The organism is Streptomyces sp. NPDC054932 (assembly GCF_053610205.1).
Genome location: NZ_JBSGXU010000186.1, coordinates 1 through 15,662, shown reverse-complemented (window position 1 = coordinate 15,662; position 15,662 = coordinate 1). Strand labels below are relative to the sequence as shown.

The 15,662-nt window shown below is 71.6% G+C and carries 18 protein-coding genes; 2 read left to right on the top strand and 16 right to left on the bottom strand.

Going from position 1 to position 15,662, the window contains the following annotated elements; genetic code table 11:
• Positions 1-83: 83 nt before the first annotated feature.
• The 14 genes from ACWGE1_RS33615 to ACWGE1_RS33550 form a co-directional block, all read right to left on the bottom strand.
• Positions 84-1,067, bottom strand: a complete 984-nt coding sequence (locus tag ACWGE1_RS33615) for an acyltransferase domain-containing protein (RefSeq protein WP_453424241.1) — start codon at positions 1,065-1,067, stop codon at positions 84-86.
• Positions 1,064-2,035: an ACP S-malonyltransferase gene (fabD, locus tag ACWGE1_RS33610; RefSeq protein ID WP_453424240.1), complete on the bottom strand. Its 972-nt coding sequence runs from the start codon at positions 2,033-2,035 to the stop codon at positions 1,064-1,066. Before fabD ends, ACWGE1_RS33615 begins: the two co-directional genes overlap by 4 nt.
• A 36-nt stretch (positions 2,036-2,071) precedes the next feature.
• Entirely contained in the window at positions 2,072-2,290 is a 219-nt protein-coding gene (locus ACWGE1_RS33605; RefSeq protein ID WP_453424239.1) for a ferredoxin, read from the bottom strand.
• Positions 2,287-3,471, bottom strand: a complete 1,185-nt coding sequence (locus ACWGE1_RS33600) for a cytochrome P450 (RefSeq protein WP_453424238.1) — start codon at positions 3,469-3,471, stop codon at positions 2,287-2,289. The genes ACWGE1_RS33605 and ACWGE1_RS33600 overlap by 4 nt, the downstream gene beginning before the upstream one ends.
• Positions 3,472-3,493: 22 nt before the next feature.
• Positions 3,494-3,757, bottom strand: coding sequence for an acyl carrier protein (locus ACWGE1_RS33595; RefSeq protein WP_453424237.1), 264 nt, complete (start codon positions 3,755-3,757; stop codon positions 3,494-3,496).
• A 109-nt stretch (positions 3,758-3,866) separates the two neighbouring features.
• Positions 3,867-5,075, bottom strand: a complete 1,209-nt coding sequence (locus tag ACWGE1_RS33590; RefSeq protein ID WP_453424236.1) for a ketosynthase chain-length factor — start codon at positions 5,073-5,075, stop codon at positions 3,867-3,869.
• Positions 5,072-6,340, bottom strand: coding sequence for a beta-ketoacyl-[acyl-carrier-protein] synthase family protein (locus ACWGE1_RS33585; protein WP_453424235.1), 1,269 nt, complete (start codon positions 6,338-6,340; stop codon positions 5,072-5,074). The genes ACWGE1_RS33590 and ACWGE1_RS33585 overlap by 4 nt, the downstream gene beginning before the upstream one ends.
• A gap of 83 nt (positions 6,341-6,423) precedes the next feature.
• On the bottom strand, positions 6,424-7,923 hold the full coding sequence (locus tag ACWGE1_RS33580) for an FAD-dependent monooxygenase (RefSeq protein WP_453424234.1): 1,500 nt from the start codon (positions 7,921-7,923) through the stop codon (positions 6,424-6,426).
• 31 nt (positions 7,924-7,954) lie between these two features.
• Entirely contained in the window at positions 7,955-8,896 is a 942-nt protein-coding gene (locus ACWGE1_RS33575; protein WP_453424233.1) for an aromatase/cyclase, read from the bottom strand.
• Positions 8,897-8,929: 33 nt separating this feature from the next.
• Entirely contained in the window at positions 8,930-9,196 is a 267-nt protein-coding gene (locus tag ACWGE1_RS33570) for an acyl carrier protein (protein ID WP_453424232.1), read from the bottom strand.
• Positions 9,197-9,198: 2 nt separating this feature from the next.
• Positions 9,199-9,522 carry a TcmI family type II polyketide cyclase gene (locus tag ACWGE1_RS33565; RefSeq protein ID WP_453424231.1) on the bottom strand — a complete coding sequence of 108 codons (324 nt, stop codon included), beginning with the start codon at positions 9,520-9,522 and terminating at the stop codon, positions 9,199-9,201.
• A 43-nt stretch (positions 9,523-9,565) separates the two neighbouring features.
• Positions 9,566-11,059, bottom strand: coding sequence for an FAD-dependent monooxygenase (locus ACWGE1_RS33560; protein ID WP_453424230.1), 1,494 nt, complete (start codon positions 11,057-11,059; stop codon positions 9,566-9,568).
• Positions 11,056-11,367: a darcynin family protein gene (locus ACWGE1_RS33555; protein WP_453424229.1), complete on the bottom strand. Its 312-nt coding sequence runs from the start codon at positions 11,365-11,367 to the stop codon at positions 11,056-11,058. The genes ACWGE1_RS33560 and ACWGE1_RS33555 overlap by 4 nt, the downstream gene beginning before the upstream one ends.
• A 28-nt stretch (positions 11,368-11,395) precedes the next feature.
• A complete protein-coding gene (locus tag ACWGE1_RS33550) occupies positions 11,396-12,061 on the bottom strand; it encodes a 4'-phosphopantetheinyl transferase family protein (protein ID WP_453424228.1) in 666 nt (221 codons plus the stop codon).
• A gap of 230 nt (positions 12,062-12,291) precedes the next feature.
• Here ACWGE1_RS33550 and ACWGE1_RS33545 point away from each other — a divergent pair, with 230 nt between their 5' ends.
• Positions 12,292-12,690, top strand: a complete 399-nt coding sequence (locus tag ACWGE1_RS33545; RefSeq protein WP_453424227.1) for a MarR family winged helix-turn-helix transcriptional regulator — start codon at positions 12,292-12,294, stop codon at positions 12,688-12,690.
• Between the two features lie 63 nt (positions 12,691-12,753).
• Here ACWGE1_RS33545 and ACWGE1_RS33540 read toward each other — a convergent pair whose 3' ends face one another.
• Positions 12,754-13,539: an SDR family NAD(P)-dependent oxidoreductase gene (locus ACWGE1_RS33540; protein ID WP_453424226.1), complete on the bottom strand. Its 786-nt coding sequence runs from the start codon at positions 13,537-13,539 to the stop codon at positions 12,754-12,756.
• A gap of 237 nt (positions 13,540-13,776) precedes the next feature.
• Positions 13,777-14,454, bottom strand: coding sequence for a uracil-DNA glycosylase (locus ACWGE1_RS33535; protein WP_453424225.1), 678 nt, complete (start codon positions 14,452-14,454; stop codon positions 13,777-13,779).
• A gap of 243 nt (positions 14,455-14,697) precedes the next feature.
• On the opposite strand from ACWGE1_RS33535, the gene ACWGE1_RS33530 reads away from it, so the two are divergent.
• Entirely contained in the window at positions 14,698-15,612 is a 915-nt protein-coding gene (locus tag ACWGE1_RS33530; protein ID WP_453424224.1) for a sirohydrochlorin chelatase, read from the top strand.
• Positions 15,613-15,662 lie beyond the last annotated feature (50 nt).

Below are 15,662 nucleotides of genomic sequence, written 5' to 3'. Positions count from 1 at the left end.
CGTCATGACGTCGTAAAGGGGGGTGCCGGCGCATGCGCCGGCACCCCCTCCCCGTACGGCCCGCAGGTCCCGGCCCGGCGGGATCAGGCCCGTGCCGCTGCCTCCAGTTCCGCGATCCCCCCGCTCCAGACGGTCCACGCATCGCGCCCCGGGGGTGCCAGCAGCGGAACCACCGTGCTGCGACCTTCGCGCACCGCAGCGTGCCTGCGCGCCAGAGTGGCCAGTCCGCCGGCCGGCGCGCCGTCGACGACCGTGCAGTCCGCGCCGTCGAGCACACCGGCGAGGGCGGGCCAGAACAGCACCGGCGCCGCCATCTGGGCCGCCCAGAACTCGGGCCGCACGGCCTCCGCGTCCGTGACGACACGGCCGGTACGGGTCGACACGATCGGGATCGTCGCCGGACCGAGCGTCTCGGCCGCGACCGCCGCGGCGAACCTGCGCGCGGCACGGTCCATCGCGGGCGAGTGCCACGGTTCGAGCGAACGCACCCGCCGGGCGGTCATCCCCCCGGCGCGCAGAGCCCGTTCGGCCTCGGAGAGCTGCGGCTCCGGCCCGGCGAGCACCGTCTGCTGCGGGCCGTTGTGCGCGCCCACCACCACGCTCTCCCCCACCGACCGGCTGCGGATGCAGTCGAGCACGGTCGGCGGTGCCCCCGCGACGGCCAGCATGCCCCCCGCGGGGGCGTCGGCGAGCGCCGCGCAGCGTGCCGAGAGGATCCGGGCCGCCGCGCGCAGGTCGAAAACGCCGGCGAGCGTGGCCGCGGCCAGCTCGCCCACGCTGTGGCCGATCAGCACGGACGGCCGGATGCCCCGGCCCGCCAGTACCGCCCCGATCCCGTATCCGATCATGAACAGCAGCGGCTGCGCCGTCGTGCCCCGGTCGGCCGGAGCGCCGTCGGCGCAGGCCAGCCAGTCGTCGCGGACGGCCTTCCCGCCGGGGCCCAGCGCGTCGAGGAACTCGTCGGCCACGGCGGCGAACCGCGGCTCGCGCCGGTAGAGCTCGACGGCCATGCCCGCGTGCTGGAATCCCTGCCCCGGCAGCAGCAGGACGATCCGGCGTTCGCTCATCGCGCCCCGGCCCCCTGCGCCCCGGCGCGGCCCAGGGCCGCGACCACGCGGTCGAGGCGCTGGGCGTCGCGGGTCCGGTACACCTCGGCGTCCGGGCACAGCCGGGCGCACAGGCTGCTCAGTGCCTTGCCCGGTCCGACCTCCACGAACCGGTCGACGCCGGAGCCCGCGAGCTCCAGGACGGTGTCGGCCCACAGCACCCGGCCGGTGAACTGCCGGCGCAGGCAGGCTGCCGCCTCCCGCGCGGTCCGTACCGGCGCGGCCGTGACCGCGGACACCACGGGCAGGACCGGGTCGCGGAGCTCGAACGCCTCGAGGGCGTCGGCGAACTCCGCCTCGATGCCGGACAGCAGGCTGCAGTGCGCCGCGCCGCCCACGTCCAGCGTCAGCACCCGCTCCGCTCCGGCCCGTTCGGCGAGTTCGAGCAGTCGGGCCACTCCCCCGGTCTGGCCGGACACCACCATCTGGCGGTGGTCGTTGTGGTTGGCGATCTCGACCACCTCGCCGGTCTCGGCAGCGGCGCGGGCGCACAGGTCCTCCAGCTCGGCCGGCGCGATGCCGATGACGGCTCCCATGCTGCCCGGGATCCGGCGATTGACCGACTCCATCAGCTGACCGCGGAGCCGGACGAGCCGCAGGCCGTCGGTCCACTCCAGTACTCCGGCCGCGACCATCGCCGCGAACTCCCCGAGGCTGTGGCCGGCCACGACGTCGGGCACGACCCCGTGGCCGCGGAGCACCTCGTGGGCGACGACACTGGTCAGGAACACCGCGGGCTGGGTCACCGGCATGGCGCCCAGCTCCGCGGCCGGGCCCTGCCAGCACAGCCCGGTCAGCGGGATGCCCAATATCTCGTCGGCGACCCGGTAGTGCGAGTCGAGGAACTGCGGGTGCCGTTCGGCGAGTTCCCGGCCCATACCCACGCGTTGCGAACCCTGGCCGGGAAACACGAAGGCCGTCCTGCTCATCTTCGCCACCACCCTCCTTGTCGAAGCGGGCGGCGCTCAGGTCACCCTGAGCGCCGCGATGGGACACGTCCGCGCCGCGCGCACGGCGGCGCCCTGCTGGTGCGTCGGTACGTCACCGTCGTGGAGCAGCTCCGCGTAGCCCTCGTCGACGCGGATCAGGTCCGGTGCCACGGCGTGGCACAGCCCGTGCCCCTCGCAGCGGCTCCGGTCGACGACGAGCTTCATGACCGGCCGCCCCGCCGTCCTGGGGATCACGTCCGCAGCGTCACCGGCAGGGACGCGATTCCGCGGATCGTGTTGTGCAGCCGCCAGGTGGGCTCGCCGATCTCGATCGAACGGACCCGCGTGGACAGCGCCTTCAGCAGCGCGTGCCCTTCCAGCCTGGAGAGCGCCTGGCCCACGCAGCCGTGGATGCCGTGGCCGAAGCCGACGTGCTGTGCGACCCCGGGCCGGTGGATGTCGAAGGTGTCCGGGTCGGTCCAGTGACGCTCGTCGCGGTTGGCGGAGCCGTACAGCAGCAGGACGCGCGTATCGGGCTCCAGGAGGACCCCGCCCAGCTCCCGCTCCCGGGTGACCAGCCGGGTGAAGCCGCGCAGCGGCGACTCGATGCGGATGATCTCGTTGAACGCCTTCGGGATGAGCGCCTCGTCCGCGCGGACCTGGCTCCACTGCTCCGGATGCGATCCGAACAGCCACAGCATGCTGGACAGCGCACTGACGGAGGTGTCCATCGAGGGGGCGAGGAAGTCCCCGAGCAGGCCGGGCAGCAGGTACTCCTCGATCCTGCCGTCCTTCGCGTCGCTCACGAGCTGCGCGCCCCAGCTGCCCGGCCGCAGGTTCCCGGGGACCGACATCCGCTGCAGGAACTCGGACATCTCCTTGAGGAGCGGGAAACCGGACATGGTCCGCTCGTTGAGCGGCCCGAACGCGTTGAAGCCGGCGGTCGCCCAGTCCAGCAGGCGCTCCTTGCCCTCCTCCACCGGCCAGCCGAGCAGATCGGGCACGACGGCCAGCGGAAAGGCCTGCGCGAAATCGGTGACCGCGTCGAACGTGCCCTTCTCGACGAGTTCGTCGACGAGCCGGGCCGCCCAGCCCTCGATGTAGTCGTGGAACTGCTCCAGGGCCTTCGGCTTCAGGTGCCGGGCCACCAGACCGCGCACATGGTCGTGATAGGGCGGATCACTGGTGAAACTGCTGCCCTTCTGCGCCTTGTTGAGCGTCTCGGTCAGGCCCACGCCGGACGCCGAGGAGAAGGTCGTGTGGTCGTGCAGCGCATCGTAGACCTCGCGGTACCGGGCCACGGCGAAGACCTCGTGGGCCTCCAGCCGGACCACGGGGCCCAGGTCGCGCAGCCGCCGGTAGTCCTCGTAGGGCGACAGGATCGACGCGTCGCTGTAGGGGTCGATGTCGCTGCGGGGAATGGTGGTGATCGCCATTCTGATCTCCCTGGTCGGTGGGTCAGCCGTGGGCGGAGGTCGACAGCAGGTGGGTGTTGACGACGTCGACGAAGTCCTGCGGGGTCTCGACGTCGGCGAAGGCCGTGTCCTCGAACTCCAGGCCGTACTCCCGGCCGATCCTGCTGCCGGTCTCCAGCAGGGCGAGCGAGTCGTATCCGAGGTCCTCGAAGCCGGCGTTGCGGATGTCGCCCTCGAGTTCGCTCGCGCCGCCCGCTCCCTCGCGGAGGATGCGCTTGAGGTCCTCGATCGAGAATCTCCTGGTCATGTTCCGGTTCCTTCCCGGTGGTCGTCGACGGCCGGGCCGGGCGCCCGGACGTCATGGAGGGCGGGGAGATCGGCCGCGGTGCGGACGACCGTCACAGCGGTCGCGGCGGTCACCGTGCCGCGCGGACCACGACCGCGGAGTTGAAGCCGCCGTGGCCCCGTGCGAGGACGAGCGCGGTGCGCACCCGTGCCTCGCGCGCCGCGCCGGTGACCAGGTCGATGCCGTACTCCGGGGCACACGCGACATGGACGGTCGGCGGAATGACCCCGTCGCGGATCGACAGCAGCGCGGCCGCCACGTCGAGCGACGCGGCTCCGGCCGCCAGTCGGCCGGTCATCGTCTTCGGGGCGGTGACGGCCACCCGGCGGGCGCCGAACACGGCGTTGATCGCGTCGGCCTCGACCCGGTCGAGCTCGGGCACGGCGGCTCCGTCGGCGAAGACCACGTCCACCTCGTCCGGGGAGACGCCCGCGTCGTCCAGGGCGGTCCGGATCGCCCGGCGCAGGCCCGGTTCCCGGGGGCTGCCCGGTTTCGGGTCCATCGTGGCGCCGTACCCGGCGATCTCGCCGTACACCTCCGCGCCCCGCTGCCGGGCGGCGGCCACCTCCTCCATCACGAGCAGCGCCCCGCCCTCGCCGGCCACGTGCCCGGCGGCCCTCCGGTCGAAGGGGAGGTAGGCGCGTGCGGGGTCGTCCGACGTGTTCATCCGGTCGCCGGCCATCTGCGCGACCCAGCCCCAGGGGCAGAGCGAGCCGTCCACGCCTCCCGAGATGATCAGCCTGGTGCCCTTGCGGATCTGCCGCCGGGTCTGGGCGATGGCGTCCAGGCCGCCGGCCTGGTCGCTGACGACCACGCCGCTGGGGCCCCGCATCCCGTGCCGGATGGAGATCTGGCCGGAGTTGACGGCGTAGAACCATGCGTAGGACTGGTACGCGCTGACGTACTTGGGTCCCTTGCTCCAGAGGTTCTCCAGCTCGCGCTGGCCGAACTCGAAGCCTCCCGCGGAGCTCGCCGTGATCACCCCGGCGCTGAAGTCCGGCAGTTCGGAGGGCTGCACGCCCGCGTCGTCCAGGGCCGAGGCCGCGGCGACCAGCGACAGCCGGGTCATGTGGTCGGTCGCCGGGATCAGCCGGCTCGGCAGGTGCGCGGCGGCGTCGAACGACACCTCGCCGGCCAGCTTCGCCGGGTATCCCGACGGGTCGAAGCGGCTGACCTCGGCGATGCCGCTCACCCCTTCAACGGTGGACTTCCAGTACGCGTCGGTGCCCATGCCGTTCGGCGCGACGGCTCCGATGCCGGTTACCCCTATGGCACTCATACGGCGTTCCTCTCGGGACGGGACAGCACCATCGCGCTCTGGAACCCACCGAATCCGCTGCCCACGGTGAGCACGCGGTCGGTCCGCCAGTCGCGGGCCGTCAAGGGCACGTAGTCGAGATCGAGTTCGGGGTCCTGGTGGTGCAGGTTCGCGGTGGGCGGCACCACGTCGTGCTTGATCGCCAGCGCGGAGGCGGCGATCTCGATCGAACCGATCGCCCCGAGCGAGTGGCCCACCATCGATTTGATGGAGCTGACCGGCACCCGGTAGGCGTGCGCGCCCAGGCTGCGCTTGAAGGCCGCGGTTTCGTGCCGGTCGTTCTGCTTGGTGCCGGATCCGTGGGCGTTGACGTAGTCGAGGTCGGTCGGGTCGAGGCGTGCCTCGTCGAGCGCCGCGGTGATCGCCTCGGCCATCTCGGCGCCGTCGGCCCGCAGTCCGGTCATGTGGTAGGCGTTGCTGCGGTTGGCGTAGCCGACGATCTCGGCGTAGACCGTCGCGCCGCGCCGTCGTGCGCTCTCGTACTCCTCCAGCACGAACACCGCGGCGCCCTCGCCGAGCACGAAGCCGTTGCGGGTGCTGTCGTAGGGCCGCGACGCGTGCTCGGGGTCGTCGTTGTGCACGCTGGTGGCCTTGATCGCGTCGAAGCAGGCGACCGTGATGGGTGAGATCGGGGCCTCGGTCGCGCCGGTGATCATCACGTCGGCGGTGCCTTCGCGGATCAGCTCGACCGCGTGGCCGACGGCGTCGATGCCCGACGTGCAGCCGGTGGAGATCACCGTGCTCGGTCCCTCGGCACCGGTCGCCCAGGCCACCTCGGTGGCGAACGAGCTCGGCACCAGGTAGTCGTACAGGTGCGGTGTGGCGTAGGTGTGGTCGACGAGGTGCGCCGCCCCGTCGTCGCTCACCACCCGGTACTCGTCCTCCAGGCTGGTGGTGGCCCCGACGGCGCTGCCGATGGTCACGCCGATCCGGTGCGGGGCGATCCCGGACCACTCGAGTCCGCTGTCGAGAGCGGCCTCCCGCGCGCAGACCACGGCGAACTGTGCCGCGCGGTCCATGCGGCGTATCTCCTGTGCGCGCAGGCCGTGGTCCGTCGGGTGGAAATCGATCTCGGCCGCGATCCGCGAGCGGTACGGGGCGGGATCGAAGTGCGACAGCGTCCTCGTCGCCGTGCGTCCCTCACTGATCAGGGACCAGAAATTCTTGGTGCCGACACCTCCTGGTGCCAGTACTCCGACACCGGTGATGACCACGCGTCGCCTCATCGTCTTTCCCTCCACAGAAACGGCAGACAGGTGAATCCGGGCATGCTGGGGGCCGCCCTCGGAGGGCAGCCGGATGGAGTGGGTCAGGCCGGGCGGGCGAGCGCCCCGGGCTCGCCGAACCAGCGGCGCAGCGCGTCCCGCAGCGGCACGGTGGCCCGGTCGGTCCACACCACGTGGCCGTCCGGCCGCAGCAGGAACGCGGCGCCCTCGGTGAGGACCGAAGCGGAGCTGCCGCCCACGAAGCGGATGCGGTCGGTCCAGCCCGCGGCCGCGGCCAGCAGCTCTCCGGAGTACGCTCCGCGCCCGGTCAGATCGAGCAGGACGCCCCGCCCCTCGCGCAGCAGGCGGGCGACGGTCGTCCGGGTACGGTCCGCGGTGATCCGGACGTCGGGCATCCGCGCGCCCAGCAGCGCGGAGCCCTCGCAGCCGACGTCGTAGCGCACGTCGAGTCCGCTCACCAGGCCGGCGAACGGGGCCGCGAGCTCGGGCCGGGCCAGGAGCTCGGCGAGCACCCGGCGCACCGGCTCGGTGGCGGTCCCGCCGAACTGCAGCATCGCCTGCGCCCGTACGTTGTCCAGGACCCGGCTGCCCACGGGGTGGCGCTCGTCGTGGTAGCTGTCGAGCAGGCCGGGCGGGGCCCAGCCGTGCGCCTGCGCCGCGAGCTTCCACCCGAGGTTGGCCGCGTCCTGCAGGCCGAGGCCCAGGGCCTGGCCGCCGATCGGCATGTGCACGTGGGCGGCGTCGCCCGCGAGCAGCACGGGGCCGAGACGGTACCGGGTGGCCTGCGCCCAGGCGTCGTCGAAGGCGTCCAGCCAGATCGGGGTGCCGCTGGAGATGTCCTCGCCCGTGACCGTCTCCCAGGCCTGCGCGACCTCGTCGAACGACGGCGGGCCCGTGCGCGGTACCGGGGGCCGTCCGGACACCTGGACCATCACGCGCGTCACGCCGTCGGCCCGTCGCGAGGAGGCGGCGAAGCCGCGCTCGAAGCGCGCGAACCGGTGCTCGGGCACGTGGATCCCGACCACGTCGGCGCGCAGCAGCTCGCGCTCGGCGGCGCTCCCGGCGAACCCGAAGCCCGCGAGGGCGCGCACCGTGCTCTCGGCGCCGTCGCAGCCCACCACGTGATCGGCGCGAACGGTGCGGGGACCGGAGGGCGTGCGGAACTCCGCCACGACCCCGTTCGCGGTGACGTCGAGCCCGCGCAGCTCGTGCTCGCGCCGCAGGTCCACCCCCGACGCGAGGGCGCGGGCGCCCAGCACCGCCTCGGTGCGGAACTGGGGCACCTTCCAGTTGCCCGCCCACCTGCTCGCGGCGGTGCGCGCGTCGAAGGGCAGGCCGCCGAAGTGGCCGGCCGGCTCGTGTTCCAGACCGCCGAAGTCCTCCACGAGCCCCCGCTGGTCGAGGAGTTCCATCGTGCCGGCGCCCAGCTGTGAGGCGCGTGACTCGGTCATGGGCTCGGCCAGCGTGTCGGCGAGCACCACGCGCACGCCGTACTGCCCGAGGTCGCCCGCCAGCAGGAGCCCGACGGGGCCGGCCCCGACGACCAGCACCTGCGTGGCCGAGGCGGTGTGACGTGGCGTCATCACTGCGGCCCCGGAACGCCGGTGCGCCCGGTCATGAACGGCCCTCGGCGTGGGCCTTGGCATGGGCCAGCGTGCTCAGGCTGTTGGTGCCGAGTGCCTTGCGGACCGCGCTGCGTGCCTCGTCGATCCCCGCGCCCTCACCGAGGACGGCCGTGATGGCGGCCTCGTTGATGACGACGGTGTGCTGCGAGGTGGCCAGCACGCCCTCGGCGTTCTCCTCGAAGCGCCACTGACCGGTGTGCAGCGTCAACAACGCGGGCAGCCCGGTCTGCTTGTAGACGATGCGGCCCGGAGGCAGGCACACGCGCACCGATCGGGTGGTGTGCAGGGTCCCGTCGGGTGCGCGGGTGTCCATCTCGAGGAGCTGCAGCCCGTCCTCGCCCTGCAGCTTCACCCGTGCGACGTGCGGAAGGCGCCGGTCCCACAGGTGTGCCTCGTCGATGAAGTCGAAGACGTCCTGCGCCCTGCCGGCGATCTGGGTCGCGTCCTCGAAGGACATCGGTGTCCCGGGGGCGTCGGGGCCGGTCTCCGCGTGGGCCCTCAGTGCCTCCAGCTCCGCGTGGCTGTTGCGGTCGACCGCGGCGGCGATCCACTCCAGCGCGGTCGGATCGTCGTCGACGGCGCGGTAGTCGTGCAGCAGCCGCACACGGCAGCGCTCGTCCCCCCGGGCCTCGACGATCCAGGCACCGCCCATCGCGGCGACGGGAGGGCTGGACACCTCCTGCCGGAAATCGATCCGGCCGTCGGCCGGCAGCAGCCGCCGACGGGAGGTCCAGGTCTTCGCCTCGCCGTTCGCCGTGGCCCAGATCCGTATCCGTTCGTGCTCGCCGTTCACTTCGAGGCGCTCGACATGAACGCTCGGCGGGAACATCTGCGGCCAGTTCTCCACCTCCAGGAGAAGCTGGTACACGGCCTTCGCGGGCGCGGCGATCGTGATCTCGTGCTCGACTTCGTGGACCTGCGGTCCGGACATCGTGCCTCCCTGCTCGTTCGGGGAATGGTGTTCTCAGGCGGAATTGACCAGCTCGAGGAAGCCGCGGGGGGTGGTGACGGCGGTCACGGCATCGTCGGACAGCTCGATGCCGTATTCGCGGGAGATCACTGCGGCCGTTTCCAGCAGCGCGAGCGAGTCGTATCCGAGGTCGGTGAACAGCGCGTCGAGGATGTCGCCGTCCATGTCGACGCTCTCGTCCGCGCCCGCGGCGCCGAGCAGGATCCTCTTGAGGTCGGCGATGGTGAACGGGGCGACTTCCATCAGGACTTCCTCTCCCATGACTACTGCTCCCAGTGGTAGAACCGCTGCGCGATGGCATCGGCGGGCGATCGCCACGTGGCGGGGTCGTATGCGGTGATGTGCTTGCCCAGGTCCTCGCTGATCCCGACGAAGAGCGGGTGCGAGCGTGCCGCGGCGATCCGCTCGCCGCCGTCGTCGGACTCGAAGTCCTGGAGGTGGAAGTACAGGCCCTGGTAGCTGAAGAGCTGCCTGCGCACCGTTCCCATGCGGTGCGGCATGTCCGTGCGGTCGAAGTCCGCGAAGAGCTTTCCGACGTCGTCGGTCGAGGTCGGCGCCAGTCGGGCGACGATCAGGGTGCTGTGCATCGGTTCTTCCTCGTTTCCTGTTACGGGCCCGGCGTCGGGGCCGTCACTGATGGGGCGCGTGCTCCGCCGTCCGCGGACACCGCGGCCCGAACCACCGGCCGAGCGCGTCCGGAAGGTCTGCGTCGTCGGGCGCCGCCCAGGCGACGTGCCCGTCGGGCCGCAGCAGCAGCGCGCCGGTGCCGGTGAGCCGCCGGTCCTCGCAGACCGCCGTCAGCACGTCGACGCGGTCCGCCCACTCCTCGGCCGTGCGGCGCAGTGCGGGGTCGTCGGCGAGGTCGAGCAGCACGCCGCGTGCGGGGTGCAGCAGCCGTGCGGCCGTCGTGGGACCCGCACCGGTCAGCAGATCGCAATCGGGCATCCGCATCCCGAGCAGCGGGTGTGTTCCGGGGCCGAGGTCGTAGCGGATGTCGAGGCCGCTGACCATGCCGGCGAGGTGCCGGCCGACGGCCTCGTCGCGCAGCAGTTCGCCCAGCACGGCGCGCAGCGGCTCCACCTCGCTGCCGCCGAGGTAGAGGAGCCCCTGGGCCCGGGTGTTGGTCAGGACGCGCTCACCCACGGGGTGGCGCTCCCGGTGGTAGGTGTCGAGCAGGGACGGATCGCTGCGGCCGGTCACGACCGCGGCGAGCTTCCAGCCGAGATTCACCGCGTCCTGCACCCCGACGCTGAGGCCCTGGCCGCCCGCCGGCAGATGGATGTGGGCGGCGTCGCCGGCCAGCAGAACCCTTCCGCGGCGGTATTCGGTGACGAGCCGGGAGGCATCGGTGAAGGAGCTGATCCACCGGGCCTCGCCGTGGCCGATGTCCTCGCCGGTGAGCCGCTCCCAGGCGCCCGCCACCTCGCCGAAGCCGGGCGGTTCCGTGCGTTCGCGCGGTGGGGTGCCGTGTTCGCAGACGATGATCCGGTCCACGCCCCCGCCGAGTGCGGCGGCCATGACCATTCCGCCGGTCACCCGCTCACCGAGGAACCGCGGCCGGATCCCGGCGCCCGCGATGTCGGCGAGGAACATCTCGCGGGTGGCGTCGTGGCCGGGGAAATCGAAGCCGGCGGCCTTCCGTACGGTGCTGCGACCGCCGTCGGCGCCGACGAGGTAGGAGGCGCGGAGCACGCGGGCGCCGTCCGGCCCGGCCACCGTGATCTCGACCAGGTCGTCCGTCTGCCGCACGCCGGTGATCTCGTGGCCGCGCAGGATCGTCGCGCCCAGTGCGGTGGCCCACCGCTCCAGTACGCCCTCGGTCTCGGTCTGTTCGACGTTGCGCACGCCGAAGTGCCCGTCGGGCAGCACGTCGTAGTCCATGGGGATGCCGCCGAAATGCCCCTTGGTGCTGATCTCGGGATTCGTGAAGTGGTCCAACAGGCCGCGCTGGGCGAACACTTCGGTGGCCCGGGCGGTGAATCCGAGACCGCGGGACTCGGTGACGGGCTCGGTCAGCCGGTCGACGACGATCACTTCGGCTCCGCCGAGCCGGAGCTCCCCGGCCAGCATGAGGCCGGTCGGCCCCGCTCCGGCCACGATCACCGGCGCATCGCGATTGCTCATGCCTGGTAGGTCTCTTCCATTCCGATGAAGTTGTCGGTGATGCTGACGAATCGCCTGGCCATCAGAGGGGATTCGCGCAGCTCCTCGACGAGACCGTTGTAGGCCGGTACGTCATCGAAATGCACGAGGAAGAAGTTGGTGTGGCGGGCGCCGAAAGCCGCCGCACGGAACGGGCGAATGTGGAGGAACTGGGCATGCTTCCCAAGGATCGGGAAGACGTGCTCGGACTCGAACCCGTCGCGTTCGGCGGGATCCATGAGGAACCATTCGGGTTCGAATCGGACGCCGAGAAATGCCGTGTACTTCACGAGAAATCCTCCTTGTGCGACGGCCGGCTCACCGGCCGATTTCGGGAATGCATATAGAGGTGGCAATGAGCTGCTCATCGGCAGCCCAGCGGCCATTGAATGTGCTGAGGTTTCCCGCCTCCGGGAGATCGGGGAGGGGCCGCAGAATACGGGCGGAGAACCGGCCGCTTTCGGGTTCGAAGGTGATCTGAGCGTCACGGAAGCCGATTCGGATTCCGGTCAGCGGAAACCAGGTCTTGTAGACGGCTTCCTTGGCGCTGAACAGCATGCGGCACCACTGCACATGGGGTGACCGGGAGCGCAGCTCCCCGATGTGCCGGTCCTCGGCACCGACCGTGATGGCGGCCAGTGCGCCGTCGGACAGCGGCGCATTGGGCTCCGCATCGATGCCCACGGCCATGCCGTCCGCCGCGCGTGCCACCACCGCGGCCCGGTAGCCCTCGCAGTGGGTCATGCTTCCGCGTACACCTGCCGGCCAGCGCGGCTGCCCTTTCACCCCGGGCAGGATGGGGCCCGGCTCCACGTCGAGCCGGGCCAGTGCCCCCCGGGCCAATGCGCGCACGGTGGTGAACTCCGCCCGGCGCTTCTTCCCGGCCCTGGCCAGAACGGCCACTTCTTCCGGAAAGAGCGGAGCGTCCAGGTCTTCGCGGGACTCCGCGGCCACGGCCCAGTCGGCTACTATCCGCGCCATCATGCGTACGGCCCTCCGTCGGCCCGCGATGCCCCACAGGGGCCTTGCACGCGGTGCTATATCCTTGGGGAAATGCGTGCGCATCATGAACGCGCAGCACAGCGAGAATGAGGGGTAACTCGATGAAGGAAACAGAGATTTCACAGGCTGCGGAACAGAGCGCGCGAATCCTGAATGAGCTCAGATCCTGGGGTGCCAATTACACGGAATTCACGCGCAGATTCGCCAGCCATTTGGGTCTGCATTCCACGGACGCGGCCGCGCTGGTGGAGATCCTCTACGCGGAGGACCAGAACGCCCCGCTGTCCCTCGCGCGTCTCAGCGAGCGCGTTTCACTGACCTCGGGCGCCACGACGGCGCTGGTGGACCGTCTGGAGAAGGCCGGCCACATCGTCAGGACCCGTGGGGAGCACACCGACCGGAGGGTGGTGACCCTGCGCAGCAGCCCGGAGATCGGCAGGCCCGCCTCGGAGTTCTTCCAGCCCTTCTCGGACAGTCTCACCGCGCTGATGGCCCAGTATCCGCCGGAACTCATCGAACAGTTCGAGGGATTCCTCAAGGACATGCGCGGCACCCTCACTTCGCTGCTCGCCGGCGAGTACCGCGAGACGCGCACTCCCGAGCGGCCGTGACGCGGCCCGGACGTCGACGGTGACCTCGCCGGGGTCCGTCGGCGTTCGACTTCCCTCCAGGGCTCAGAAGTTGCCCAGACCGCCGCACACATTGATGGCCTGCGAGGTCACCGAGGCGGCCGTGTCACTGACGAGGTAGCCGACCATTCCCGCCACCTCGTCCACGGTCGAGTAGCGGCCGAGCGGGATCTTCGCCTCGAACCTCTGCAGGATGTCCTCCTCGGTGGTCTCCCAGGCCCGCGCGTAGCCGCTGCGCACGCGCTCCGCCATCGGCGTCTCCACGTACCCCGGGCAGACCGCGTTCACGGTGATGCCGGTCCTGGCCAGTTCGTTCCCGAGGGACTTCGTGAATCCGACGACGCCGTGCTTCGAGGCGGAGTAGGGGGACGCCAGCACGACGCCCTGCTTCCCGGCGGTGGAGGCGATGTTGACGATCCGGCCCCAGCTCTTGTCGCGCATCCCGCCGACCGAGAGCACGTCCCGCGTAATCAGGAAGACGCTGTTGAGGTTCGTGTCGATGACGTTGAACCACGCCTCGTCGGTGAGGTCCGCCGTGACTCCGCCGCCTCCGGTCCCGGCGTTGTTGACGAGGACGTCGATGCTGCCGTACCGCTCGACCGCGGCGGTCACCATCGCCCGGACGTCCTCGGCCGAGCGGACGTCGCACGCGGTGCCGGCGGCCTCGTAGCCCTGCGCACGCAGCTGTTCGACCGTCCGCTCCACGCCGTCCGCGGTCCGGGCGCACAGGAAGATCCGGTATCCCAGCCCACCGAGGTGGTTGGCGATCGCCAGACCGATGCCGCTGGTGGCTCCCGTGACGATCGCGGTCCTTCCGGCTCCGTTGGCCATGTTCTCTGTTCCCCTCCGGAGACGAAAAAACGGCCCGGGGTCACCGGGCCGTTCATGAGAGTCGTGGGTTTGGAAAGGGCCGCCATCTCCGACGGCGAGCGTCGGGCCGGCGCCTCAGTGGCGCCCGAAGGGCACAAGCTTTCCAATGTGAGGACTATGTTCTTCACCCCAGGTCGGATTGTCAAGGGTCTGCGTACGTCCGGCACATCGGGGGCGCCGACCGCCCGCGGACACCCCCTAGGGCAGCTGCCAGTCCACCGGCTGGGCGCCCTGACGGACCAGGAGCTCGTTGGTGCGGCTGAAGGGCCGGGATCCGAAGAAGCCGCGGTCCGCCGACATCGGGGAGGGGTGGGCGGACTCGATCGCCGGGAAGCCATCGAGGAACGGCCGCAGATTGCGCGCGTCGCGCCCCCACAGCACGGACACCAGCGGCTTGCCGCGCGCGACCAGGGCCCGGATGGCCTGCTCCGTCACTTCCTCCCAGCCCTTGCCCCGGTGGGCCGCGGGCTTGCGGGGGGCCGTGGTGAGCGCCCTGTTCAGCAGCAGCACTCCCTGCCGGGTCCAGGGCGTCAGGTCACCGTTGGAGGGACGCGGCAGTCCGAGGTCCGTGTGCATCTCCCGGAAGATGTTCTCCAGGCTGCCGGGCAGGGGGCTGACCTCCGGCGCGACCGCGAAGCTGTGCCCGATGGCCATCCCCGGGGTCGGGTACGGGTCCTGTCCCATGATGAGGACGCGCACCTCGTCGAAGGGCTGCTGGAACGCGCGCAGCACGTGCGCCCCCGCCGGCAGATAGGTACGGCCCGCCGCGATCTCCGCGCGCAGGAAGTCACCCATCGCGGCGATCCTCCCGGCCACGGGTTCCAGCGCGTTCGCCCATCCGGGCTCGACAAGTTGGTTCAACGGTAGAGCTGCCACAACACGTCACTCTACTGGCGCACAGGGCCCGGCCGCGCACCTCTCTTCCGATGATCGAATCATGTCCGTTCCGATGTTCGTCCGATGATGGCCACCGAGGCCGGGGCTGCACGGTCCGTGAACCCGTGCTCGCGGTCCGTCAGTTGAACGCGTCAACCATTCACCGGATAAATGCGGACAGATGCCACGCTACAAGGCCCTGCCCGAACACCCTGTTCCGGCAAGCCAGTAGCATGCGGCGCCATGAGCTCCCCCACTGGGCCCGCAAATGGCCTGCCCGTACGAATGCCGCGACCCCGCCAGACCGGACGGCACCGCCGGCCCGAGCCCGCGGTGGCGCCCGAGGGCGCGCCCGCGCTGGTGCTCGCCGTGCCCGGTGCCCCCTCGGCCGCCTCGCGAGGGCTCGCGGAAGAGATCATCAGCATCGGCCGCTCCGAGCTGCCGGGCCTCGACGCCCGGATCGGCTTCCTCGAGGGTGCCGACGATTCCGAGTTCCCGTCCCTGTCCGGCGTGCTGACCGCCGTCGCGACCGAGCGCGTCGCGCGCGCGGAGTTCGCCCGCGCCGCCGGCCACGAGGTGCCGGCGCCGACCGGCCCGGACGCCGTGGTCGTACCGCTGCTGGCCGGCCCCGACGGCGATCTGCTCCGGCGGATCCGCCAGGCACTGATGGACTCCTCGGCCGCCGCCGAGCTGGCCGACGTGCTCGGCCCGCACCCGCTGCTCGCCGAGGGCCTGCACGTGCGGCTGTCCGAGGCGGGCCTGGCCCGCGCCGACCGCGCCCGGCTCTTCACCGTGACCACCGCCGCCGACGGCATCGTCCTGGCCACCACCGGTGGCGAGGAAGCCGTCCAGGCCGCCGGGATCACGGGCATGCTGCTCGCCGCCCGGCTCGCCGTGCCCGTCAAGGCGGCCGCGCTCGACCAGGAGGGCTCGGTGGCCGCGGTCGCCGAGCAGCTGCGCCGCGAGGGCTCCACGCTGCTCGCGCTCGCCCCGTACCTGATCGGCCCGGAGGCCGCCGACGGGCTGCTCGACACCGCGTGCAAGGAGGCCGACTGCGCCACCGCCGAGGTGCTCGGCGCCTACGGCGCGCTCGGCAAGCTGGCCGTCGCCCAGTACGCCGCGGCTCTCGGGATCACCCAGGACGCCGCCGCACACTGACCCGTCCGCATGACGGAAAGGGCCCCCGTCGGCCACGGTCACCCCGTGGC

Bases quoted from the DNA above. Each gene is read 5' to 3' on its own strand.
- ACWGE1_RS33560 (WP_453424230.1), bottom strand. From the start codon at position 11,059: ATGAGCAATCGCGATGCGCCGGTGATCGTGGCCGGAGCGGGGCCGACC.
- fabD (WP_453424240.1), bottom strand. From the start codon at position 2,035: ATGAGCAGGACGGCCTTCGTGTTTCCCGGCCAGGGTTCGCAACGCGTG.
- ACWGE1_RS33615 (WP_453424241.1), bottom strand. From the start codon at position 1,067: ATGAGCGAACGCCGGATCGTCCTGCTGCTGCCGGGGCAGGGATTCCAG.
- ACWGE1_RS33575 (WP_453424233.1), bottom strand. From the start codon at position 8,896: ATGTCCGGACCGCAGGTCCACGAAGTCGAGCACGAGATCACGATCGCC.
- ACWGE1_RS33540 (WP_453424226.1), bottom strand. From the start codon at position 13,539: ATGGCCAACGGAGCCGGAAGGACCGCGATCGTCACGGGAGCCACCAGC.
- ACWGE1_RS33565 (WP_453424231.1), bottom strand. From the start codon at position 9,522: ATGCACAGCACCCTGATCGTCGCCCGACTGGCGCCGACCTCGACCGAC.
- ACWGE1_RS33580 (WP_453424234.1), bottom strand. From the start codon at position 7,923: ATGACGCCACGTCACACCGCCTCGGCCACGCAGGTGCTGGTCGTCGGG.
- ACWGE1_RS33550 (WP_453424228.1), bottom strand. From the start codon at position 12,061: ATGATGGCGCGGATAGTAGCCGACTGGGCCGTGGCCGCGGAGTCCCGC.
- ACWGE1_RS33585 (WP_453424235.1), bottom strand. From the start codon at position 6,340: ATGAGGCGACGCGTGGTCATCACCGGTGTCGGAGTACTGGCACCAGGA.
- ACWGE1_RS33570 (WP_453424232.1), bottom strand. From the start codon at position 9,196: ATGGGAGAGGAAGTCCTGATGGAAGTCGCCCCGTTCACCATCGCCGAC.
- ACWGE1_RS33600 (WP_453424238.1), bottom strand. From the start codon at position 3,471: ATGGCGATCACCACCATTCCCCGCAGCGACATCGACCCCTACAGCGAC.
- ACWGE1_RS33595 (WP_453424237.1), bottom strand. From the start codon at position 3,757: ATGACCAGGAGATTCTCGATCGAGGACCTCAAGCGCATCCTCCGCGAG.
- ACWGE1_RS33530 (WP_453424224.1), top strand. From the start codon at position 14,698: ATGAGCTCCCCCACTGGGCCCGCAAATGGCCTGCCCGTACGAATGCCG.
- ACWGE1_RS33590 (WP_453424236.1), bottom strand. From the start codon at position 5,075: ATGAGTGCCATAGGGGTAACCGGCATCGGAGCCGTCGCGCCGAACGGC.